Consider the following 21,506-nt stretch of genomic DNA (forward strand, 5'->3'; position numbering starts at 1 on the left):
GCGGCCCTGGGCTCCCTTCGGATGCGATTCCTCATGAGATCAGGGACTTTTGTAAACATTGCGAGGATACCTTTCAATTTCTAACGTTAAACGAGGGGAGTGTCATGAATTCCCGGCGGTCGTGCTTTAGGTGATCGAGATACGCCGGCGCCACCGCATGGAGCACGATTTCAAGAACGTAATGCCAATCCGCGCCACCGATAAATTCCTTTTCTGTCTTGGTGGGATAGCCAAGGAATGTTCGGGAACCAGCGGAAACCACGGGTGCGCGACTCACTGCACTGCCAGTGGCGGTGCTCGCCCAGCTGAACCGGGCAACCCACCGGACTCTTCCAGTCTGGCCTAAGGGAATCGCCCGAACAATGCGGGCAGCGGGAGAGAGTATGGTAGGGAAAACCCCCGTTCCTCATATCCAACTAGGGGTGTGCAGATCTCTAGCTCGTGGCTTTCCCCTCGCTGATTCGTTGGTCTGGCATGAGCAGGTTGGAAGGGAAACGAGTCGTGCTGGCAGTCAAGTTCAGGGCGATTCTGCCGCACCTAAGAGTTGTCCCTCAGCGACCAGGCTCGCGGGGCCCTGCCACCGGACCAGCTTGTCCAGTTCTGATCCGGCCTGCGGCATCAGCAGAAACCTGTCAAACCAAGCCGAACTGGACGCCGTCGAGCAGTCCCAGGAGTTACGGGACAGCCTTTAGGCGAGCGACAACGTCGCTTTTTTTGAAAGGAGCGGAAGTCTGGTCCCTCGGTCACGGCGGGACCAGAGTGGCCGCCGGTGTCCGTGAAGCCGCTGTGGCTCTCGGAATGAGGGAGCTCGACTCTGGAGAAGCCCCGCTGGGATGCATCCGCTGGCCCGGAGGTGGCCGCAAAATCGTGGTCGACCTGAACCCAGCCGTTTGAGAGGCGTTCCTCACGCTGGTCGAGCCACCAGTTCGACCCGGCCCGCCATGTTCCAGCCGCGCTCCGTCCAGTACGGGGGCGAGCTAGATGCGGATCTGTCGGCGCCTGAGACCGATCAGGCCGTCGGGGGAGCGGAAGAATGCCATCCACTTATTCAATCAGGTGCTCGAATCTCGGCGCAGTCCCGCACGGCGACCGTACTTCTGTAGGTGGCCCGGCTGCGGTGGGCGGCAGGGCACCCAGCGAGGCGATCATGTCCTGGAACGGCGCACGCCCCACTGGCACCGGCCCAGGGATCATTTACGGTACAGCCATCAAGGCGCCTCCCTCTTGCCGATGACGATGTCTCCGTTACGGGTGTGAATCCTCACGGCATGGTCACTTGTGTCGTCTTTCATGACATCCACTGTGATGTCGCCCTTCTTGGCGGCCGTGTCGACTGCGTACGTCGCCTCCGGCAGGCCGAGCCGAACGTCGCCGTCCTGGCTTCGCACATCGACGAGGTCAGGTGCGGAGACGAAGTTCAGCTCGTTGTCGCCGTTCCGTGAGGCGACAGTGACCGACCTTGCGGAGATCCTGTCGCCCTCGATGGTTCCGTCGCGGCCTTCCAGATCCAGATGGGGCCCGCTGAGGTCCGACAACCGCATGTCGCCGGCTTTGGCCGAGAAATCTGCGGTGAAGCCCGTGGCTTCAACGAGACCCTTGTCGTTCTCGGCAGTGATCGCGACGTCGCGCGGTACCTTCACGGTGTACTTCGCACCGCAGTTGACGGAGAGACCCGTGCAGTCCAGCGAGAGCGTGAGAACGCCCCCTTCGAGCTTCCATCCGGATTCTATTTCGCCGCCTACTTTCGTACCGCTGACCTGCCGCGTCACCCGAACGCCCTTGACATCGGCGGCTACGAGTTCCAGGTCGGCGGAGTCGGACTTCACGGTCAGGCTGTCCCCACTGAAATCAAACATTTTCGATTCCACGACTGTGTTCGCCGGGTTACCGTCCGGGCCGCATCCCGTTGCTGCGACAGCGAGGATCGCGACGCCCCCGAGGGCGAGCAGAGTGTGAGGCCTCATTCCCATTGATTCATTCCTTCATAATTCTGGACATGCAGGTGACGCATGCCGTTCATGGTGGTGGTGGTTGGTTCGAAGGACGCGATCGCGTCGGTGGCGAGTTCGTTCCGTGGAGTCAGCAGGCAACCTGAATACCGGCCGGGGGATTCTGCTGTCGCGGCGGTACGGACGTCGCCCTGCTTCACGAGCGCGGAGCCCGGGCTGCGACCGTGCGCGACACGCGGGCGGCTTGGAGGGCCAGAGCGAGGCAGGTGGTCAGGAGCGTCACGCCGGCGAGCACGCCGAGAGTCGCCCAGGGGAGGCCGTCCAGAACCCGGACGACGCTGATCTCGGCGCCCACGGCGACAGTGGCACTCGTCACCGCGATGGCGATCGCGCCGAAGACGATCGCCGTCCCCGCGTAGATCACTCCCTCATAGATCGTTGACCGGGTGACCACGCCTGGTCGCGCACCGGCGACCGTCACGATGGCGGAATCACGTGTGCGTTCCCGCCCGACCAGAGCGATCACAGCAAGGCCGCCGACCCAGGACACGACGAAGACCCAGCCCAGCACGACCAGGACATCGCCCAGCCCGGCGGTGCTTCCGGGCATGACGTTCCCCATGACCATGAAGAGTCCGACGAACGACAGGGAGAGGGCGAAGGGCAGCACCATGGCGACGCTTCTCGCCGCGCGGGTGCGGCACGATTGCACGGCAAGGTGCCAGGCGACACCGCGCGAGGGCACGAGTGCGGTCCAGAACCTCATCAGAGGTGTGAGCACCCACGGCCCCATCAGCAGCAACAGGCAGATGAGAAAGAGGTCGCCGGCGAAAGCGAAGGCCGTCCGCTGTTCGATCCCGCCCTCGAGTTCGAGTCCCAGCCCGGGAATCCACATCCCGACCACACCGGCGAGGAGGCAGAGGGCGAGAACGCTGCGCGTGACGCCGGGCCGCGCCGGTGGATCGGAGAGGTCTCGGAACGCGCGCATCTCCGGTGTCTTGGCGGCACGGTGGGTGACTCCCCAGCCGCCGAGCAGACACGGAACCACCCCGGACAGCACACTCGCCCCGACGTGCCAGAGGTGGAATCCGGCCGTGGCTCCGTGCAGGTCGAGTCCCGTGGTCGTCCACTGTGCGAGGGCGGTGCTCGCGACGAGAGGGGCCAGCGGTACTGCCAGCGCGCCGGCTGCAGCGCCGAGCACGACCAGTTCCGTGCGCAGAATGAATCTGATGCGATTGCGAGGGATCCCGAGGATCGCCCACAGGGCATGATCGCGTCGCTGGGTCGTCAAGGTCAGACCGACGGTGGATGCGACGATGCCCACGGCGGCAAGCACGGTGAAGAAGACGATGTTGCCGCCGAGCGCGATCGACGCGGAGACCATCCGCGCATCACCCGCCGCCCGCGCTGTCGAGACAGCGGTGAACATGGCGATGACCGAGCCCGCTGCGCATGCCGCACCGACCACTGCGCACAGGAACGTCCACAACCACATGGACGCCTGCATCCGAATGTCCGACAGGACAAGTCGCATCACGACGCCTGCTCACCCGCTTCGTCCTCCGCCTGCGCCGCGAGGACGGCATCGCTCACCGCGTGGGAGTCGCCACCAGGAATGACGGCGTGCACTTGCCCGGACCCCAGCACCACGACCTGGTCAGCACGTGCGGCCGCATGAGGGTCGTGTGTGACCATGAGGACCGTGGTTCCCTGCGCGGGAAGTGCCTGCAGCCAATCGAGCACGACGTGACCCGACTTGAGGTCGAGCGCGCCCGTCGGCTCGTCGGCGAAGACGATCCGCGGCTGATTCGCGACGACCCGGGCCACCGCGACGCGCTGGCGTTCACCTCCGGAGAGCCGGTCGGGGCGCCGCCGCGCGTGCTGGGCGATACCGAGCCTCGACATGGCGTCGCCGACCCTCGACCTGGGCACCCGATGGCCGGCGAGTCGCGCCGGCAGGGCGATGTTGTCCTCGACCGTCAGCGAGCTGACGAGGTTGTACTCCTGGAAGATGAATCCGACGTTCTCACTGCGGAATGCGGCCTGCTTGCGAGGGGGGAGCGACAGGACATCCGTTCCCAGGACCTCGATGGAACCCGCGGTCGCTTGCTCCAGACCAGCAATGCAGAGCAGAAGCGTCGACTTGCCCGACCCGGAGGGGCCGACGATGGCGGTCAGCCGGCCTTCGGGAATGTCCAGGTCGATATCGTGCAGGACGCGCGCCGTCTCGCGTCGACGGCCCGGAACGGGGAAGTCCATATGAAGGCCGCGCAAACGGATGCACGGCACGGAAGCAGCAGCTGAGATAGGCATGCATCGAGCTAAGCAGGGCACGGCGGGAGCCACACGGGTGCCTGCACTGCTTAAAGGTAGACCTAGGTCTACCTTTTGCGCGATCCACAGTATGTGACAATGGCGGGCATGGCGCAGATTCGTATTGCCCGGAGGGTGCTGACGGAATGCATCGCGGCAATGGCTTTTCCGATTCTGCTGCTTTCCATTCTCGTTGCGCCGGTCTCGGCCCCGGTGGTGGCGGAGACGGACCGTTCGAGAGCCCGGTGGTGCGGCGTCGAGACGATGCCCCTGAAACCCTCTGACCACAGCTGGGCCCAGTGGGTGGCACCCCGGCTGCGTTCACGGTCGATGTGGCGCACCGACCTCCCGGTTTTCGTGACCGCCGTGCTCCTGTCCGCACTGTCACTGCTGGTGGCCTTCTTCGGATTCATCGGCGCTGCCGCGTTGGTGTTCTCCCCCGTCTTCTGGCTCTTCGGCACCGCCGCGCAGGTCGGTCCATTCACCCCTGAATCCGTTGGGGAAACCCTCCTGGCGATGCCCGCAGGCATCGTTCTCGGCGCGGTCACCACTACCGTACTGACCGGCACATCATTTCTTCGCGACCTTCTCCTGCGCGCCTTCTCCAGAAGCCGGGACCCGGATCTGCTCGCGAAACTGGAGGAGCTCCGGACCAGTCGGGCTTCGCTGACAGCGGCCTTCGAATTCGAGCGACAGCGCATCGAACGCGATCTGCACGACGGCGCCCAACAGGAACTCGTCGCCGTCGTCATGCGTCTCGGGATGCTGGAAGCCACGGCCACGGCCACGGCCGCAGCCGCCGACCAGGAACGAATCGTGCGGCTGGCACGGCAGGCCCAGGCTCACGCGGAGCGCGCACTCGAACGGCTGAGGGACACGGTGCGCGACATCCATCCCCGTGAACTGAGCGACCTCGGTCTCATCGCCGCCGTCCGAGAGCTGGCCGCGCGATCACCTTTGCGGGTCGAATTGACCAGCACCGGCGATGACGCCCAGCTTTCGTCACCGACTGCGACCGCCGTATACTTCACGGTGTCCGAAGCCCTGACGAACATCTCGAAACACGCAGGTGTGGGAAACGCTCGGATCGACCTACGATGCGTCACGACAGACGTACACGTGCGTGTGCACGACGATGGTGTCGGCGGTGCGAGAATCGACACGGGCTCCGGGCTCGCCGGACTGCGCGAGCGAATGCGAAGTGTCGGCGGGAATCTCGAAATTCTCAGCCCACCGGGTGGCGGGACGCTGGTTGTGGCGTCCGCTCCAAGTCAACCCCCATGGTGATAAATTGAAGCAGGACGTTCCCCGGGGAGGGGGGTCATGAGAATTGTTCTGGCAGATGACAGCGTGCTGATAAGGGCCGGAATCCGGGAAATCTTGACCTCCCACGCTCATGATGTCATCCGCGAATGCGAGGACGCCGACGAACTGGTTGCCGCAGTCGACGAGCTGGTGCATGCCGGAGCCGCCCCGAACATGGTGATCACGGATGTCCGCATGCCCCCCAAAAACACCGACGACGGGCTGCGTGCCGCGATCGATCTGCGCTCCCGGAACCGGGACCTGCCGGTGTTGGTTCTCTCCGCCTACGTTACGGGCCCCTATGTGAGGGAGCTTCTGAACGGCCCGGGTGCCGACGGAGCCGTCGGGTACCTGCTCAAGGAGAAAGTGGGCAGAGTCGCCGACTTCCTGCGAGCTGTCGAGACGGTCTCCGCAGGTGGCGTCGTGATCGACCCCGAGGTTGTTCGCCACGTCACCCGCGCGGACTCGCCACAGGGGCCGCTTGCCCGGCTCACCGCTCGTGAAAGGGAAGTGCTCGCCCACATGGCCGAAGGGCGCTCCAACCCAGAAATCGCGACGGAGCTGTTTCTTTCCGGCGCTGCCGTGAGTAAGCATGTGGCGAACGTTTTCGTGAAGCTCGGCATGCCACCCGACGAGGACAACCGACGCGTCAAGGCCATTCTGACCTGGTTCGAATACAACTGAGGACTGGCCCCCGGGCACCGTCCAGCAGCTCCCACAGCTCCGTGAGCCCCGCGCTGGTGCCGCAGGTCCTAGGAGCGCTCTCAACACGTGTCGGCCCCCGAATCCTGGTCCCGTCGGGGCCCCCTCGGACACTCCCAGCGACGCTTCCCTCAGCGCCCGCCGAAAGGTGTCCAGGTGGATCGCCGGCGCCACCGGCACATCGACAAGTGCCGTCGCCAACCGCTCGGACGGGAACAGCGGCGCGTGCGGGTCGGACGGGGTGCTCGGTGGACGCCACCATGCCCGCCTCGACAAGGAGTCTTTCGTCGCTAAGGGCTGTCCCGTAATCCCTGGCGGGCGTGCGACGACAGCTACGGCACCTCGCCGCGTTGTCGGAACGCCCGAATACATCCAGTATGAGGGCGTCCCTCCGCCTTGCGATGCACCGCATCTGACGCCGCACGCTGATCCACCAGGGATTACGGGACAGCCCTTAGCTCCTGAGTATCAGCCGAATGTGTTTGGAGCTCGACGAATCGGTCTTGTCGCTTGATGTTCAGGATGAGACCGCAAAGACGGCGCAGCGATACGGAGGTACCCATGGCGGAGACAACCGCGTCGTCGGTGGTCACGGAAGAGGAGACCTGGACACCGAGCCGGATCAGAAGGACAGCCTGGGCCTCCCGCTACGGGTCCTGCCCACCACGACGACCGGACTCGGCACCGGAATCATGAACTTCGGCGGCCAAGTAGCTGGCGTAGTCGCCCCAGTCACCCCCGCCCCCGCCGACGGCGCCGGCAGGATGCGGACCTGGACCCCTCAGCCAACTCGATGGACAACGAGGCCGTCTATGGGCGGAAGTTCTTCGACTATCGGCTGGCGACGGCGGTCGCCGACGGCCGGGCTGCGGAGCGACAGCGTCAAGCCAGGCCGCGTTCCCACGCTGGGCACGGCCTCCCGGTCGGAGGGCTACTTCTCCCGCAGAGTTCGACTTCGGCGGCCAGTACAGCCATGTCGCGGACGTGCGTGTAGTACCTGGTCGCGTACTCGTCCTTGATCGCCGGGAGAACCTTCTCGAACACCGCCGTCAGCCGGATCAAGCCTTCACCGCGCTGTTCGTCGAGCGGGTCTTTGAGAACGCCCAGGGCGTAGCCGTAGGCGTCCGCATCAAGCGTCACCATGTCCTGGTCCTCGATGTCCAGGCCACGGAAGCTTGGCGGGAACGGCATGACCGTGTGCTCGGCCATCGTCTGCGAGAGCGTTTCGAGCTTCTCTTCGAGCATGCACAAGATCCTGCCGGATCTCACCCGGCGAACCAGTGCGGTCACGGCACCAGATGGATGGCCGTCGCCCTGGGCTCCGCGGGGCACCCGGGGAACAGAACCCCGCGTACAGCCCGACTCGTCCGCCGCTCACCTCGCCCCGGGGCGTGCCGCCCTTCCGCTGACCGGGGTTCACCTCAGCCGCCTCCGCCCTCGTCGGGTGCCCCAACAGCCCTGGAACTTGGGTGGGTTCGGTTTCGGCGTGCGTGTGGTTGGCTGGAAAGTAGCTGTTGGTGTACGGAGTTGACGTGTGGACGGCGTTTACTTTTACAATTTGGACACTTCGTCAACGCATTTGCAGCCTGTTCCTGTGCGTCAGCCTGGCTGAGGGGAAGCCATCTCCCTTATCACGGCCGGGCGTTCAAGAGGCTGGTTCACGACGAACTCGGGTCACCGGCAGACTATGCAGATAGTAAGATCTTCTCGCGCGACACTGTGGCTAGCATGAGCGAGTACCCGGTTGGAAGATCGTCGTCCTCTTGGCGACCCCCTTTCCGACCTGCGGCCGCCATGAGTCGGCTGCCCCTTTTCTTCTGATCTCATGGACCGAGGGACCGCGGAATGTCAGTGCCTGCACCGCTCAGTCAGCACCGGTCGGCGAAGGCGCCGCGCACCTCGCCGACCACGCCTCTGGTCGTGCTGGTGGTGAGTGCCGCAGCCGGCGGCGTGGCCGTCGCCCTGGCGCCGTCCGGCGCCCGCACCTGGGCGCTGACCGTGGCGGCGGTCGCCTGGGTGTGCGTGGCCGCGACCGCCATGGTCAGCCACCGGCTCGTCCAGCGGGCCCGGCGCACTGCCGCCGCGCAGACCTCCGAGACCGGCCGTCTCAAGGCGCAGTCGGCGCAGCTGTCGGCGCAGACCGCGCACCTGGTCAACGTGACGCTGCCCGCCGTGACCAATCGGCTGCGGGACGGCACGAGCGCGGCCGACGCGCTGGGCAGCGTGCCCCCGCCGTCCGACCCGCAGCTGGGCCGGATCGTGCACACCTTCGCCACCGCCGTCGAGGAAGGCGTGCAGCACGCGGCCGCCCTGGACGGCGCGTGCCGGCAGGCCCAGTACGAACTGAACGAGGCGACCACCGCGCTGGGGCGGCTGGAGCAGGAGACCCTGCCCGCCGCGGTCGCCCGGCTGCGCGAGGGCCAGTCCGCCGACACGGTGCTCGCTGAACTCGACCTGCCACGGCTGCCCATGGTCCGCATCCCGACCGAGTCGTTCGTCCGCGAACTCGCCCACAGCGAGCGGCGCGCCGCCGCGGCACAGGCCGCCTCGGCCAGGGCGCTCAGCCGCGTCCAGGCCAAGTCCGTCAGCATGCTCGCCGACCTGCGGGACATGCAGGAACGACACGGCGAGGAGGTCTTCGGCGACCTGCTGAAGCTGGACCACAGCACCTCCCAGCTCGGCCTGATGACCGACCGGCTCGCGCTGCTCATGGGCGGCCGGTCCAGCCGCGCCTGGAACAAGCCGATCGTGATGGAGAGCATCCTGCGCGGCGCCGTCGGCCGAATCGCCGCCTACCAGCGGGTGCGCCTGCACTGCTCCACCACCGCCGCGATCTCCGGCTTCGCCGCCGAGGGCGTCATGCATCTGCTCGCCGAACTGATGGACAACGCTGCGAACTTCTCCCCGCCCATCGACGAGGTGCACGTCTACGTCGAGGACCGCAGCGCCGGCATGGTCGTCACCATCGAGGACAGCGGTCTGAAGATGGCCGAGGCGGCCATGCGCCGCGCCGAGGAGGCGGTGTCCGGTCACCTGACCGACCTCGCCTCGCTCCAGGGCACCCGGCTCGGCCTCGCCGTGGTCGGACGGCTCGCGGTGAAGTACGGCATCAGCGTCAACTACCGTCCCTCGTCGCACGGCGGCACCGGCGTCGTCGTCCTGCTGCCCCAGCAACTGCTCGCTCAGCAGAGCGAGTCGGTGTCGCGCGGGGCGGCCGGCCGGCCCGCCGCGGGGACCGCGCCCACGCGGGGCCCCGCCACGTCGTCCGCCCCGGCGCCGGCACCCGCGCCCACCTCGCTCCCGGAGCGGCCCGCCGCCAGGCCGGAGCTGCCCGAACAGGGACAGCCCGGGCTCACCACCGGCTCCACGCTGAACGGCCTGCCCGTCCGCGCCCCCGGCCGCACCATGGCCGAGGCGGACCGGGAGCGCAAGGAGCGCCGGTCGGCGTCCGAGGCGGCATCCGGGGCCGCGTCCGAGACGGCGGACGGAGACCGCCCGGAGCAGCGTCCGGCACGCGACGCCGGCGCACGGTTCGGCGCCTTCCACCGCGGGCGCCAGGCCACGGGCGGCACCGCCGGGCCGGATGCCCGGCCCGGGTCCGAGCCGCCGGCCGCCCCGTAGCCGCCGACCCCTTTCCCGTACGGCGCCCGGGGCGTCGGCGCCCACTTCCCGCTCGTTCGAGTTCCTGAGATTGGAGGAACGGGCCGGTGACCGGTCAACCGGCACCACCGTCCCATCACCCATCATGCAGACCACCGACAACAGCCTCACCTGGCTCCTTCAGAGCCTCCTTGAGCGCACCCCCGGCACCCGGCACGCTCTGGCCCTGTCCCGGGACGGCCTGAAGCTCTGCTGGACCGAACATCTGACGCTCGACCAGGGAGACCAGCTGGCGGCGATCTGCTCCGGCATGCAGGCCTTGGCCCAAGGCGCGTCAATGGAGTTCGGCGACGGCACCGGCGGCGTCCGGCAGTCCATGACCGAGTTCCACGGCGGCCTGCTGTTCATCGTGGAGGCCGGCGAGGGAGCGCATCTGGCCGTCCTCGCCGAGGAGGACGCAGACCCCGGAGTGGTGGGCCATCAGATGACGGACTTGGTGGAGCAGATCGGCGAGCACCTGCGCGCCGAGCCCCGAGAGCCCGTTCCGGGGAGTACCGCGTCGTGATGCGCAAGCCCGTGGACACCGGTGCCCCCGACCGGCTCTACACGGTCACGGCCGGCCGGAGCCGCGCAGACGACTCCTTCGACCTGGTCACCCTGATCGTCAGTGAGTGCCGGCCCACGGCGGGAATGCAGTCGGAGCACGCCCGGATCCTGGAGCTGTGCCAACACCCCACGGCCGTCGTCGAGATCGCCGCGGAGCTGAAACTGCCCATCACGGTGGTGCGGATCCTGCTCGGCGACCTACTCGACATGGGCCGCATCACCGCCCGCCACCCGCGCGCGGCGCAGTCCGTCGCCTCGCTCCCCGATTCCGCCCTTCTCAAGGAGGTGCTCCATGGGCTCCGCAACCTCTGAGCTGCCTCCCCACCGCACGCCACTGGCCGACGCGGCGGAAACCGGCCTGAAGATCGTCATCGTGGGCGGTTTCGGTGTCGGCAAGACGACCCTGGTCCGCTCGGTGAGCGAGATCCGACCGCTGAACACCGAGGAGGTGATGACGCAGGCCGGCGTCGGCGTCGACGAGACAAGTGCGGTCGCGACGAAGACGACCACGACGGTGGCGTTCGACTTCGGGCGGATCAGCCTCAACGAACGCATGGTGCTGTACCTCTTCGGCGCGCCGGGCCAGGAACGCTTCTGGTTCCTGTGGGACAGGCTGTTCTCCGGAACGCTGGGTGCCGTGGTGCTCGTGGACACGCGCCGGATGAACGACTCCTGGTACGCGATAGACCGGCTGGAGCACCACAGGACGCCATTTGTGGTGGCCGTCAACCGGTTCGACGACGACACCCACCGGTACTCCCTGGAGGAGATCCGCCAGGCGCTCGCGCTGCCCGAGCACGTGCCGATGCTCGACTGCGACGCGCGGGTCCGGCAGTCCGGCAAGGACGTGCTGGTCACCCTCGTGGACCACCTGTACGAACTGGCGATGGCCCAGGAGGCGACCCCATGACCGACCTCTCTTCCGCGCAACCGGCTCCGCCGGGCTGCCCCGCCCACACCGACGCGGTGCGCCTGGCGGGGCTCGAGTACCAGCAGACGCCGTCGCAGCTGTACCGCGCGATGCGCCGCGAGCACGGCGCGGTCGCGCCGGTGCTGCTCGACGGGGACATCCCGGCCTGGCTGGTACTCGGCTATTCCGAGGTTTCGTACGTGACCAGCCACGACGAGCTGTTCGCGCGGGACTCCCGGCGCTGGAACCAGTGGGAGAACATCCCGGCGGACTGGCCGCTGCTGCCGTACGTCGGCTACCAGCCGTCGGTGCTGTTCACCGAGGGCGACGAGCACCGGCGGCGGGCCGGAGTGATCACTCAGGCGCTGGAGGGCGTCGACCAGTTCGAGCTGGCGCGCAACTGCCAGCTGATCGCCGACCGGCTCATCGCCGAATTCGCGGGCAGCGGGCAGGCGGAGCTGATGACCGGCTACGCGCACGCCCTGCCGATGCGGGCCGTGGTGCAGATATGCGGGATGCCGACCTCGGGTGAGGACACCCAGCAGCTCGTCGAGGACCTGCGGGTCTCGCTGGACGCGGCGGAGGGCGACGACCCGGTGGCGGCGTACGGGCGCGTGGGCGAGCGGCTGCGGCAGCTGGTGAAGGACAAGCGGGAAAGCCCCGGTCCGGACGTCACCTCGCGCATGCTGCTGGATCCGGCGGGACTGACGGACGAGGAGATCGTCCAGGACCTGATCTCTGTGATCGCCGCGGCGCAGCAGCCGACCGCGAATTGGATCTGCAACACGCTGCGGCTGCTGCTGACGGACGAACGGTTCGCGGTGAACGTGTCGGGCGGCCGGCTCAGTGTGGGCGAGGCGCTCAACGAGGCGCTGTGGCTGGACACGCCGACGCAGAACTTCATCGGGCGCTGGGCCGTTCGGGACACCCAGCTGGGCGGGCGGCAGATCCGGGCGGGCGACTGCCTGGTGCTGGGGCTGGCCGCGGCCAACACCGATCCGCAGATCTGGCCCGATTCGCATGTGGGCGCGGAGAACGCCGCGCACCTGTCGTTCAGCAACGGCGAGCACCGCTGCCCCTATCCGGCACCGCTGCTGGCGGACGTGATGGCGCGGACGGCGGTCGAGACGCTGCTGGAGCGGCTGCCCGACCTGGTGCTTTCGGTGGAGCCGGAGACGCTGACCTGGCGTCCGTCGATCTGGATGCGGGGGCTGACGGCGCTGCCGGTGCAGTTCACACCGGTGGTGCAGTAGGGCGGGCGACCGGTCGTGCGGCTGCCCGGCCCACCCGGTGGTGCGGCAGCGGGGGCACATGAGTCCCTGGGCGGGGCCCATCACCTCGGCGGTGGTGCCGGCGAGGCGGTCAGGCGGCTGTCACGGGCGTGAACCGCACCGGCAGGCGCTGCGGTCCGCGGGTGAAGACGCCTTCCTCAACCGGGTCGAAGCCGTCTGCGAGGCGTATGTCGGGCATGGCGTCCAGCAGCTGGCTGACGCCGGTCTCGACCTCCGCCTTCGCGAGCAGCGCGCCGACGCAGAAGTGCCGGCCGAGCGCGAAGGCGAGGTGGTCGGCGGCGGCGGAGAAGGCGGTCGTGGTCGTCAGGTCGTCGCGGAAGATATCGAAGCGGTCGGGGTCGCGGTAGCGGCTCTCGTCGCGGTTGGCGGCGCCTATCAGGCAGGTGACGGTGACGCCGGCGGGTATGGTGCCGCCGCTGAGCTTCACCTCGGTCGCGGACTGCCGCATGATCATGTGGACGGGCGGGGTGTATCGCAGGGTCTCGGCGAAGGCCCGCGGGATCAGGTCGCGGTTCGCGCGGACGGCGGCGAGCTGGTCGGGGTGGAGCAGCAGGTTCGCGAAGATGCTGGCGATCGCCTTGTCGGTGGTATCGCCGCCGGCGGCGAGCAGCAGGCTGCAGAACGCCTTGATGTCCTCGTCGCTCATCCGCACACCGTCGACCTCGGCGGCGCACAGTGTGGACAGCAGGTCGTCGCCCAGGTTCTCGCGGCGTTCCCGGATGATCGGCAGCATGTACTCGGCGAACTCGACACGGGTCCGCTCGCCCGCCGCGGCCACCTCGGGGTCACCCGAGAGGTTGCCGAGAAAGGCGATGACGGACGTGTACCAATGGTGGAAGCGCGCGTGGTCCGCCTTGTCGAGGCCCAGCATGTCGGCGATCACGTTGACGGGGAAGCGGGTGGCGTAGTCGTTGACCAGGTCGGCGGAGCCGGAGTTCCGGAAGGTGTCGATCAGTTCGCGCGAGTTGCGCTCGATGACGGGGAGGAACTTCTCCTGGAGGTCAGCGCCGCGGAAGGCGGGGGCGACGAGGGCGCGGCGCACGGCGTGCTCACGGCCGCTGAGCTGGAGGATCGTCTTGCCGTGCACGGGCTCGATCTGCCAGTCGTAGTTGTCGGTGGTGAACTCGCCGTTCTTGTCCTTGAAGACGCGCTCGACGTCCTCGTAGCGCGAGATGATGTAACTCTGCGTGGCCTCGTGCCAGATGAGGGGCGCGGCGTCGCGCATCAGACGGTACGCCGGGTAGGGGTCCGCGGCGAACTCGGGCGAGAGGATATCGGGCACCTGCTGCGCGGTGGACATGGGGCTCCCTCAAGGTCAGTGACTGGCTTACGACACAAGGTAATTGATCAATAGTCAGCCAATACAGCCCTCATCGCCTCCCTGGCTGCCCCACCAGCAACCGTTGGCTGAAAACCGCCACTTGAACTCGGCCAAAGCGGCCGTGCCGTCGTATCGGCCCATGCCTTTTTTGCCTGCACCTCGGGGGCGGCAGCGTCCGCCGTGGACAGCAGGGCTCAATCGGCCGACGCCGCCCGGCCTTCGAGCATGTGCCTTTCGGCCGGTCCATGAAGTCCTGCTTGGTGCGTGGCGCAGTCGCTCGGGCGGTCGGTCAGGACCTAGTCGAGGGGTCGGCGCAGGGTGAGGGCAGCGCCGGGCGAGGAAAGCCGGTAGTGCCGGAGCATGTCCTCGGGATAGACCGCTAACGGTGGGATCGGGTATTGGAACTCTCGGAATGCCTGCCTCACGCCCTGGCCATTGAGAGTTAAAGCGTTGCCACCGAAGGCTGATGATCAGTAGGTTTGCGCCATCATGAGGACGCGAAATCTGAGGTTCGGCTTGTACGCAGACGAGCAGGGGCTGGCATGGGTCAGGGACATTGTCGACCGGACTGCAGGTTCCCGGAGTGCCCAGATCGTCAGGTTGGACGTTGCACGCACCTATCCCGATAGCGACCTCACGACCGCTGAGATGTACGACCTTCTGGCAGAACAGTGGGCCCTCGAACATCATGGTCAGAACAGCGGCGACCGGGAAGCGGTTGAGCTGCGGGTCCACCTGAGGTGTTCCCTGCGGACATGGCGAGCGATCCGCAAGACAGTGATCAAGACTCTGTGTCCGGAAGGCATGGCGCCGCACGCTTGCCGTGTTCCATGGTGCGCCTGAGCTGGTCCACGGTTCTCGGCGAAGCACCGCGATGCCCTCTCTCCGCCGTCGACGGCGCATTTCATGAGCTATTCCTTCGGCTGATCTCGGCTGCGTAGGCGCCCCAGTCACCGGCGGCGGCTCGCTGCCATTTGACGGCAACCGTGATGTCGACGCCGAGGGTGCGGGCGAGGACAGCGGCGGGCAGTTCGGTAGCGAGCTGGAACAACGCGGTCGAGCGGGCCTCGGCGAGCCGGATGCCGAGTTTGCGGAGCCGTTCGCCCATGGCCCAGGCACTGATCGGGCGGCCGGGCTGGCCTCCGGGGAAGAGCCAGGGCGAGTCGGTGCGGCCGAGGACGGCATGGCTGCGGCGAACCTCGACCTGTTGGAGCGCCAGTTCAGCGACGGGTGCGGGAAGCTCGACCGGGACGGCGCCGAGGTGGATGCGGACGCCTCCGTCCGTCTCGTCGATGTGGTCGACGGTGAGCCGGGAGATCACAGCTGGCCACTGGGCATAGAGGAGCAACAGCAGGCCGGCGAGGCGGTCTTCGTGCCTGAGAGTGTCGTCGTGCAGCAGGCGTCGGGCGGTGGCCCAGCGGGCTTCGTCGTCCATCGGCTGGGAGGGGCCGTTCCAACGCTCGGCCGGGAAGCTGAGATCGCGGGCGATCTTCTGGGCCAGAGCCCAGCGCACGAAGTGGCCTGCCTCCTGGCGAAGACGGGCGTCGTCGCTGGTCATCCAACGTTCAAGATCGGTCTGTCGGCAGGTGGCAAGGGGCAAATTGGGCGTAGTACGTGGAAGGGGCGATCTTGCAGTCGTGTCCGGTGAGGGTTCTGCAGATCGGGTCGACGCCGCCGAAGCGGCCCCGGTGCTCGTCGATGAATGCTACGAGCGTGTGTGTGGCTGGTCGAGCTCGGCCGCGAAGAAACTCGCCGCAGCCTTCAGGATCTCGTTAGCCCGCTTGAGTTCGGCGTTCTCCTTCTTCAATGCCTTGAGGTGGGCAGACTCTTCTGTCGTCGTCCCAGGTCGCGTCCCCGCGTCGATCTCGTGCTGCTTCACCCAGTTCCGCAGCGTCTCGCGGGACCCGATGCCGAGCTTCTCGGTCACCACCTGCAAAGCGGCCGTCTTGTTCGGGTGGTCGTCGCGCACCTCGGTGGCCATGCGCACCGCACGGCGCCGCAGCTCAAGGGGATAATGGGAAGGTCGTGCCATGAATCGAACCTTTCATGAAACCGAGCCTCCACCGATCCCGGGGCGGTTCACCCCTGCTTTGCCGAAGGTGACTTGATTCCCACTGACCGCTTGTCGCGCATATGGCATATATGTGTGTGTGGTTGCAATCCAACAGGGGAGAGATCATGCGGTCGACCAAGAAGCTCAGAGCAGGGATAGCCACGCTCGCCATTACCGGGGCGGCGCTCATGAGCACGGCCACGGTGGCCAGCGCTAACGAACAGGGAACCACGGCAACGTGTGCATACCCTTACGTCTGTTTCATCAAGAACGGCAGCATCATCGGCCAGTTCCAGGATGTGACATCGACCTGGCAGGCGCTGCCCTCCAAGCCGACGGCGCCGCTCACCGTAGTGAACACCCGCCACGATGATGTCGCATACATTCGCTGGGTCGGTGGCGGGACAACGTGTATCCCTCCGCAGCAGTCCTTCGGTGTCACGGGCGGCCAGCTCGATGCAGTGCGCATTTCCAGCGCAGCTACCTGCTGACTACCCAGCCACCCCGAGGCTCACGGCCGCGGCTCGGCCGTAGCCAACGCCGAATGCTGCCCGCCACTGCACCCACTTGGTGGCGGGCAGCACCTTGGCCTGGCGCAGACGGGACACCACCGCTGTCTGGCTTCGTTCACTTTCAGCAGCAGTGTTTGTCGATGAGTTTCTCAGCGGCATCGGTATCCGACGTTCCACGGTGACCGCAATCTCCTTACCCCGTGCTGTCCAGCGATCCGCCGCGGGGCGCGGCTCGGGCCCCCGGTCAACAGGTCACCGCTCTCGCCGTTCCCGACGGGTGCGCGCTGAGAGCCAAGGCCACCTCTGTGAGCTTCAAACCTGGGGACAGCTGATGTCCTTCCTACGGGCGGTCGGCTGATTGTCCGCGCACGCGCGTCGAGGAAGGGCAGTGGGTTCGCGGTGTTGTCGACACTGCTTTGGGGGTCTTCCTGATTATTCGCCGTCATTTCATTGCTAACGTCCTGCTGCTCGCGGCAGCCAGTGCAGGCTGTTCAGACAGCAAAACGAGCAGTGAGCCTTTTCCAACCTGATGCTGATGGCCGCGTGTTGGACGGTTCTGCGGAACGGCGAAGCTCCTGGTGGACGGGTTCTCGACCAAGATCGCCCGCAGCTACCAGGAGCTTCGTGTGCTTGTCTGCCCGTCGTCGATCGACCTGTCCAGTCGCACGCTGCGGTGCCTGACCGAACGGCTCGCTGTGCGGCGTGGGGAGATCGGGACCCGGTGGCGGCGTCTGACCGCCGGTCGTCAGGCTCTCCTCGCCCTGGCCCATCTGCGATGCGGTGACACGTACGCCCAGCTCGCCGCGGGGTTCGGCATCGGTATCGCGACCGTATACCGCTGCATACACGAGGCGGTCGAGGCGTTGGCCGGCCTCGCGCCCACCCTGGCCGAGGCGATGCACATCGCGCGGACCAAAGCGTTCATGATCCTGGACGGGACCCTGCTGCCGATCGACCGGATCGCCGCCGATACCCCGTACTGCTCGGGCAAACACAAGCGGCACGGCATGAACGTGCAAGTCCTCACCGATCCCTTCGGGCGGCTGCTGTGGGCCTCGCCGGCGCTGCCCGGCTCCACCCACGGCATCGTCGACGCGCCTGCCGAGGCGGGCCTCAAGTGCTGGGCCGACAAGGCGTATCAGGGTGCCGGCGGATCCATCCGGATGCCCTTCCGCGGACGTCGCCTCAAGTGGTGGCAGCGCCGGCACAACAGCACGCACGCCAAGATCCGCTGCGTCGGCGAGCAGGCCATGCCCGTGCTGACGGGCTGGCGCCTCCTGCGGAAGCTCCGCTGCAGCACCAACCGCATCACGGCGATCGCCCAGGCCGTCCTCGTCGTTCATCACGCGTCAGAGTGAGGTTGGAAAAGGCTCACGGCCCTGGCCAAGGAGAGCCGACTGATCGGGAGAGGTGGTAGATATGGCGCGACGCGTCCTTGTCCAAGCCTCGGGCTGCTTTAATCCCTGACTTTGAGGAAACGCATCCGGGTCGCCCCGTTGCTGTCGGTACCGCCGGCCTCGGCGTCGGTGATCCTACCGCCGGTGAGGACGAACATCAGGTGCAGGCGGACCGTCCGGAGGCCGGACATGGCGGTGTACTCGGTCATGATGTGTGTGGTTCCGCCCTGATGCTCCTGCCCTGCCGCGTTGATCGCCGCGATCTGGGTGAAGCTCGTCAGGAGGGTGTCTGTCGTCTCGTCCCTGAGCCAGCCGATGATGTAGCCGCTACCGCCGGTGGCGGTACCGAGCGCGTACCGTACATCGCTGTCGATGTGGTACATCCCGGCCTCCGGGAGCACGATGTCGGACTCAGGGATCGGCACGTCGGTACCGATCTCGGCCAGGAGGTTGGCATGCTGCCGCTCGGCGTTGAGGAACGCGCTCACCGGCGTGAGGCGGGCGCCAATCCTCCACTTTTCGGGGCAGCCGGGCATCTCGGCGATGTCGATGTCCACCGACCGTTCGAGGCTGCTGTTGCCGCCCGGCGCGATGCCCATCAGGTCGACCCGCGGTACGAGTAGCCCGCCGGCCGTGTTCCGCGCGGCGTTGCACGGGGACGGGTCCAGAGCGGGTGTGTCGGGCGCGTACAGACACCCGTCGCTGCCCCGGGTGATGGCGTTGCCCAGGTCGGTGGAGATGCACGGGGGCCGGGCGGTGGAGCATCCTTCCTGGCAGGAGGCGACCGGGATAACCGGCGGGACCGGGGTGTAGGGGGTCGCGCCGTCGAGGGTGTCGGTCGTGCATGTGATCGCGCCGTCGCAGTTGCGGCAGGTTGTACGGAGGAACGGCCTGCCGCAGCCCGGGGCTGATGCCTGGACAGTGAGGACGAAGCTGTCGACGGTCCACTGCTTGGGGCCGACTCGGCAGGTGTCGTCGTTGCCTGTTTCGAGGTTGAGCTCGACGACGATCCTTCCCGCGAGGACGTCCGCGAGGGACACGGTGGTCGGTGGGATGACGCCGTTGTCGTCACCACCCGCCGGTAGATTGGGTGGGCCCAGGAGATCGGTGCGGATCGGGGTCGTGCCGTTCCACAGGGCGAAGCGACCGTAGAGCTGGCAGGCCGCGTTCGGGCCGTTGTTGTGGACATGGACCGAGGCACTGATCGTGAGGCTGGTGGGGTTGCCGCACAGTGACGCGGGGTCGATGTGCACGACACCGGCGAGCCAGGTGTGTTGGCCGTTGTGTGTGCCGTTGTCAGCCGGGAACGTGCCTGTACCGCCGTTCAGGATGGTCTGAGCGACGACAGGGTCCAGTGCGGCATGGGTGTTGGCGATGGTGTAGTAGGGCGTCGGGTCGGTGCTGTCGGCGGTCGCTGCGACCCGGTACGGTGCGGAATCGCACAGTGGGGTCGTCTCACAGTGCTGGCACGGCTTGGAGCCGGGACAGAGGACGCCGACGGGGAGACAGGCCGCTCCGGTGGGCTGACAGCCGCCGATGACGATCGGGGACTGCCTGCAGCCGCATCTACTCATGGTTCAACTCCTGGTGTGAGGTGGGGTGGGGTGGTGACAGCGGCGGTGTGCACTGTGCCTCTTCGGCGCCGTTGCGCCCGGGGTGGTGGTGTGCTGGCTCGCCAGCCGCAGCGAACGAAGTCGCGCTGGCGCAGGCCCGTTGAGGGATACCGGCGGCCCCGGAGCCGGTCGCAACCGGGCAGAGGAAGACGGCCGTCTACCGGACCGCTCATCGGGCCGTGGCTGATACGACGTCGGGCGTCAACCAGCTACGTGTTCCCTAAGCTGGTCACGCCCTTGAGGTGGGAAAAAGAAGCGGCCAGGCCGACCCCTCTTCGAGAGTCTGCTGCTGGGCAAACCGCGTGGGGCGCTCGGACATGGGCAATCTGCAGCTCAGTCACTTACCGTCTTCGTTACAAGACTTAATGTACTATTCCAGCAACTGTCTGGCATTACTCCGTTAGGGTGGCTGATTTCACCGTCGGGTGGCAGAGCGCTCGCATCCTTCCGCCAGACAGACCCGGGGGTGCCTGTTGAGTCGGCACGGAGCGCCGTGCCGGTGTTGCCATCGGTCCGTTTCTCCGTGCCGCTCGCCGAACCCCGCGTACCCGTCTCTCCGCGGACTCTGCCGTTCAGGCGTGGTTGAGGCATGCTGCCGGAAGGGCTCGTTGTGCTGAGGCATTGCCGCACGCAGAGAATCGGACAGCCGGTTTGATCCCACGCGTTCGAAGATTCCCAGTTCCAGCACCGGCGCGGTCGGGCCTTCGGTTTCGTGCTGCTCGTAGAGCGTGGCCACGCGCGCGGCGATGACTTCAGCCGTTCGCGGGAGAACAACAGCGGCATCTACATAGCGTTGAATCATCTCGGATTCTTCTTCCGGCCCGCCAGGGCCTGTGCTGCGCGGCGTATGTACTACGCCGCGCAGGGGCGAACAGAGCGAGGCGTGCGGCCTTCACCGGACCTTGGCGGCCGGTGATCGGGGCGCCGGGTAGCACGAAGTCTCCGCGACCGCTGGTGTCGTTGAGGAGCAGGTGGTCCGGCTCGACGCGGACGAGTACGGCAGCCCACAGGATCGGGGGCCGCCAGTTCTCATACGAGGCCCTGGTCTGCGGCTCGCTCGCGTGCGCCGCCCATGCCGCCGCGGACACCGACATCACGACCATCCGTACTCTGTGATCAACGGGGAGACCTGTCGGCCGCTCATGGCTATCCGTGCTGCTGCGACGGCGAGTAGTTGCGGCACCACCCGATGCCCGGGATGGTGCCGCCCCCGGCCTTCGCTGCCTTCTCTCAAGACCGCTCCCGCGCTCTCAGTGCTCTCGGTAGTGGTCCGTGACGGCGGCGAACGCGGCCACCAGAGTCTTCTCGAGTTCAGCGGGGGCGGATGCGGGCGCTTCACAATGTTGTCGGCACACGAGCCCACACCGTCTTGGCTCCGCTGGGGGAAATCGACCATCCCCAGTCCGCGCTGAGCCGGTTCACCAGTTGCAGTCCTCTACCGTCGCAGTTCATTGGTTCGTGTGGCCGTAACCGTGGCGGCGTGCGGCTGGTGTCGGTGACAGCGCATACGACTGCCTCTTCCCTGTGCACCAGTCCCAGCCAGGCGGTGCGTTCTGCGCCGCCCTGTCCATCGCCACGCAGTGCGTGTTGAACGGAGTTGGCCACCAGTTCCCAGGCCACGGCCTCGACCGCGTCCACACCCGCGTTCACATTCCATTGCTCCATGACCGCACGGGTGAACGCTCGCACCCGCGCGCCGGATGACGCCTGGGCGCCCACGCTTCTTGCGGCGAAGCCCGCGGTACTCACGCCTGGGGCAAGGCCCCAGTCCGGGGGGTTTGAGAGGAGGAGGTTACCAATTTTGAGTGGGATCACTCCGGCCAGGTCGGCCAGTTCCGTATCACCGGTTTCGTGACAATCGGTGATCACGCCTGGTATTCGCGCCACTCGTGCCCCCTGATGAATGATCAATTACTCGGTTCAGCCGTCGGCT

19 protein-coding genes and 1 pseudogene are annotated in these 21,506 nt (G+C 66.9%); 10 read left to right on the top strand and 10 right to left on the bottom strand.

The genetic code is table 11. The annotated features are described in order from the left end of the window. Window positions 1-688 precede the first annotated feature (688 nt). Window positions 689-891 (top strand): annotated as a pseudogene (locus ACFVT1_RS35615) (ISAzo13 family transposase); the annotation flags it as partial. 317 nt (window positions 892-1,208) lie between these two features. On the opposite strand, the gene ACFVT1_RS35620 reads toward ACFVT1_RS35615, so the two are convergent. From ACFVT1_RS35620 to ACFVT1_RS35635, 4 genes are read right to left on the bottom strand one after another with little or no spacing between them, the layout of a single operon-like run. Next, on the bottom strand, window positions 1,209-1,970 hold the full coding sequence (locus ACFVT1_RS35620) for a DUF4097 family beta strand repeat-containing protein (RefSeq protein WP_389803419.1): 762 nt from the start codon (window positions 1,968-1,970) through the stop codon (window positions 1,209-1,211). Further along, entirely contained in the window at window positions 1,961-2,149 is a 189-nt protein-coding gene (locus tag ACFVT1_RS35625) for a hypothetical protein (protein ID WP_327277420.1), read from the bottom strand. Before ACFVT1_RS35625 ends, ACFVT1_RS35620 begins: the two co-directional genes overlap by 10 nt. Next, entirely contained in the window at window positions 2,146-3,483 is a 1,338-nt protein-coding gene (locus tag ACFVT1_RS35630) for an FtsX-like permease family protein (protein WP_389803516.1), read from the bottom strand. Before ACFVT1_RS35630 ends, ACFVT1_RS35625 begins: the two co-directional genes overlap by 4 nt. Further along, window positions 3,483-4,223: an ABC transporter ATP-binding protein gene (locus ACFVT1_RS35635; protein ID WP_389803423.1), complete on the bottom strand. Its 741-nt coding sequence runs from the start codon at window positions 4,221-4,223 to the stop codon at window positions 3,483-3,485. Before ACFVT1_RS35635 ends, ACFVT1_RS35630 begins: the two co-directional genes overlap by 1 nt. A 147-nt stretch (window positions 4,224-4,370) precedes the next feature. Here ACFVT1_RS35635 and ACFVT1_RS35640 point away from each other — a divergent pair, with 147 nt between their 5' ends. Further along, window positions 4,371-5,549 (top strand): sensor histidine kinase, encoded by a 1,179-nt coding sequence (locus ACFVT1_RS35640; protein ID WP_389803426.1) that lies wholly within the window; start codon window positions 4,371-4,373, stop codon window positions 5,547-5,549. Window positions 5,550-5,585: 36 nt separating this feature from the next. Further along, the gene (locus ACFVT1_RS35645; RefSeq protein WP_389803428.1) at window positions 5,586-6,251 is read left to right on the top strand and encodes a response regulator; all 666 of its coding nucleotides are present in this window, start codon (window positions 5,586-5,588) and stop codon (window positions 6,249-6,251) included. 900 nt (window positions 6,252-7,151) lie between these two features. On the opposite strand, the gene ACFVT1_RS35650 is transcribed toward ACFVT1_RS35645, so the two are convergent. After that, the gene (locus ACFVT1_RS35650; protein ID WP_389803431.1) at window positions 7,152-7,514 is read right to left on the bottom strand and encodes a hypothetical protein; all 363 of its coding nucleotides are present in this window, start codon (window positions 7,512-7,514) and stop codon (window positions 7,152-7,154) included. 600 nt (window positions 7,515-8,114) lie between these two features. On the opposite strand from ACFVT1_RS35650, the gene ACFVT1_RS35655 reads away from it, so the two are divergent. The 5 genes from ACFVT1_RS35655 (at window position 8,115) to ACFVT1_RS35675 (ending at window position 12,638) form a co-directional block, all read left to right on the top strand. Then, the gene (locus ACFVT1_RS35655) at window positions 8,115-9,890 is read left to right on the top strand and encodes an ATP-binding protein (RefSeq protein WP_389803433.1); all 1,776 of its coding nucleotides are present in this window, start codon (window positions 8,115-8,117) and stop codon (window positions 9,888-9,890) included. A gap of 124 nt (window positions 9,891-10,014) precedes the next feature. Then, window positions 10,015-10,434 carry a roadblock/LC7 domain-containing protein gene (locus tag ACFVT1_RS35660; RefSeq protein ID WP_389803436.1) on the top strand — a complete coding sequence of 140 codons (420 nt, stop codon included), beginning with the start codon at window positions 10,015-10,017 and terminating at the stop codon, window positions 10,432-10,434. Further along, window positions 10,431-10,787: a DUF742 domain-containing protein gene (locus ACFVT1_RS35665; protein ID WP_389803439.1), complete on the top strand. Its 357-nt coding sequence runs from the start codon at window positions 10,431-10,433 to the stop codon at window positions 10,785-10,787. Before ACFVT1_RS35660 ends, ACFVT1_RS35665 begins: the two co-directional genes overlap by 4 nt. Then, window positions 10,768-11,385: an ATP/GTP-binding protein gene (locus ACFVT1_RS35670; RefSeq protein WP_389803442.1), complete on the top strand. Its 618-nt coding sequence runs from the start codon at window positions 10,768-10,770 to the stop codon at window positions 11,383-11,385. Before ACFVT1_RS35665 ends, ACFVT1_RS35670 begins: the two co-directional genes overlap by 20 nt. Beyond that, entirely contained in the window at window positions 11,382-12,638 is a 1,257-nt protein-coding gene (locus ACFVT1_RS35675) for a cytochrome P450 (protein ID WP_389803445.1), read from the top strand. Before ACFVT1_RS35670 ends, ACFVT1_RS35675 begins: the two co-directional genes overlap by 4 nt. 109 nt (window positions 12,639-12,747) lie before the next feature. Here ACFVT1_RS35675 and ACFVT1_RS35680 read toward each other — a convergent pair whose 3' ends face one another. The 3 genes from ACFVT1_RS35680 to ACFVT1_RS35690 form a co-directional block, all read right to left on the bottom strand. Then, entirely contained in the window at window positions 12,748-13,977 is a 1,230-nt protein-coding gene (locus ACFVT1_RS35680) for a cytochrome P450 (protein WP_389803448.1), read from the bottom strand. A gap of 925 nt (window positions 13,978-14,902) precedes the next feature. After that, complete coding sequence (locus ACFVT1_RS35685; protein ID WP_389803451.1) at window positions 14,903-15,556, bottom strand: hypothetical protein; 654 nt, start codon at window positions 15,554-15,556, stop codon at window positions 14,903-14,905. Window positions 15,557-15,703: 147 nt separating this feature from the next. After that, entirely contained in the window at window positions 15,704-16,030 is a 327-nt protein-coding gene (locus ACFVT1_RS35690; protein ID WP_389803454.1) for a transposase, read from the bottom strand. 146 nt (window positions 16,031-16,176) lie between these two features. Here ACFVT1_RS35690 and ACFVT1_RS35695 point away from each other — a divergent pair, with 146 nt between their 5' ends. Together ACFVT1_RS35695 and ACFVT1_RS35700 are read left to right on the top strand one after the other, a co-directional pair. Next, window positions 16,177-16,542: a hypothetical protein gene (locus ACFVT1_RS35695; RefSeq protein ID WP_389803457.1), complete on the top strand. Its 366-nt coding sequence runs from the start codon at window positions 16,177-16,179 to the stop codon at window positions 16,540-16,542. Between the two features lie 647 nt (window positions 16,543-17,189). Continuing rightward, on the top strand, window positions 17,190-17,921 hold the full coding sequence (locus tag ACFVT1_RS35700) for a transposase family protein (protein ID WP_389803519.1): 732 nt from the start codon (window positions 17,190-17,192) through the stop codon (window positions 17,919-17,921). 98 nt (window positions 17,922-18,019) lie between these two features. Here ACFVT1_RS35700 and ACFVT1_RS35705 read toward each other — a convergent pair whose 3' ends face one another. Further along, entirely contained in the window at window positions 18,020-19,534 is a 1,515-nt protein-coding gene (locus tag ACFVT1_RS35705; RefSeq protein WP_389803460.1) for a hypothetical protein, read from the bottom strand. Between the two features lie 1,374 nt (window positions 19,535-20,908). Next, the gene (locus ACFVT1_RS35710; RefSeq protein ID WP_389803463.1) at window positions 20,909-21,442 is read right to left on the bottom strand and encodes an ATP-binding protein; all 534 of its coding nucleotides are present in this window, start codon (window positions 21,440-21,442) and stop codon (window positions 20,909-20,911) included. Window positions 21,443-21,506 lie beyond the last annotated feature (64 nt).

Origin of the sequence: Streptomyces sp. NPDC057963 (assembly GCF_042887155.1) — a bacterium.
Classification (GTDB): domain Bacteria; phylum Actinomycetota; class Actinomycetes; order Streptomycetales; family Streptomycetaceae; genus Streptomyces.

Excerpts from the sequence above, each read along its gene's own strand:
- ACFVT1_RS35620 (WP_389803419.1), bottom strand. The coding sequence starts at position 1,970 with ATGGGAATGAGGCCTCACACTCTGCTCGCCCTCGGGGGCGTCGCGATC.
- ACFVT1_RS35630 (WP_389803516.1), bottom strand. The coding sequence starts at position 3,483 with ATGCGACTTGTCCTGTCGGACATTCGGATGCAGGCGTCCATGTGGTTG.
- ACFVT1_RS35640 (WP_389803426.1), top strand. The coding sequence starts at position 4,371 with ATGGCGCAGATTCGTATTGCCCGGAGGGTGCTGACGGAATGCATCGCG.
- ACFVT1_RS35645 (WP_389803428.1), top strand. The coding sequence starts at position 5,586 with ATGAGAATTGTTCTGGCAGATGACAGCGTGCTGATAAGGGCCGGAATC.
- ACFVT1_RS35650 (WP_389803431.1), bottom strand. The coding sequence starts at position 7,514 with ATGCTCGAAGAGAAGCTCGAAACGCTCTCGCAGACGATGGCCGAGCAC.
- ACFVT1_RS35655 (WP_389803433.1), top strand. The coding sequence starts at position 8,115 with ATGTCAGTGCCTGCACCGCTCAGTCAGCACCGGTCGGCGAAGGCGCCG.
- ACFVT1_RS35660 (WP_389803436.1), top strand. The coding sequence starts at position 10,015 with ATGCAGACCACCGACAACAGCCTCACCTGGCTCCTTCAGAGCCTCCTT.
- ACFVT1_RS35670 (WP_389803442.1), top strand. The coding sequence starts at position 10,768 with ATGGGCTCCGCAACCTCTGAGCTGCCTCCCCACCGCACGCCACTGGCC.
- ACFVT1_RS35675 (WP_389803445.1), top strand. The coding sequence starts at position 11,382 with ATGACCGACCTCTCTTCCGCGCAACCGGCTCCGCCGGGCTGCCCCGCC.
- ACFVT1_RS35680 (WP_389803448.1), bottom strand. The coding sequence starts at position 13,977 with ATGTCCACCGCGCAGCAGGTGCCCGATATCCTCTCGCCCGAGTTCGCC.
- ACFVT1_RS35685 (WP_389803451.1), bottom strand. The coding sequence starts at position 15,556 with ATGACCAGCGACGACGCCCGTCTTCGCCAGGAGGCAGGCCACTTCGTG.
- ACFVT1_RS35690 (WP_389803454.1), bottom strand. The coding sequence starts at position 16,030 with ATGGCACGACCTTCCCATTATCCCCTTGAGCTGCGGCGCCGTGCGGTG.
- ACFVT1_RS35695 (WP_389803457.1), top strand. The coding sequence starts at position 16,177 with ATGCGGTCGACCAAGAAGCTCAGAGCAGGGATAGCCACGCTCGCCATT.
- ACFVT1_RS35705 (WP_389803460.1), bottom strand. The coding sequence starts at position 19,534 with ATGAGTAGATGCGGCTGCAGGCAGTCCCCGATCGTCATCGGCGGCTGT.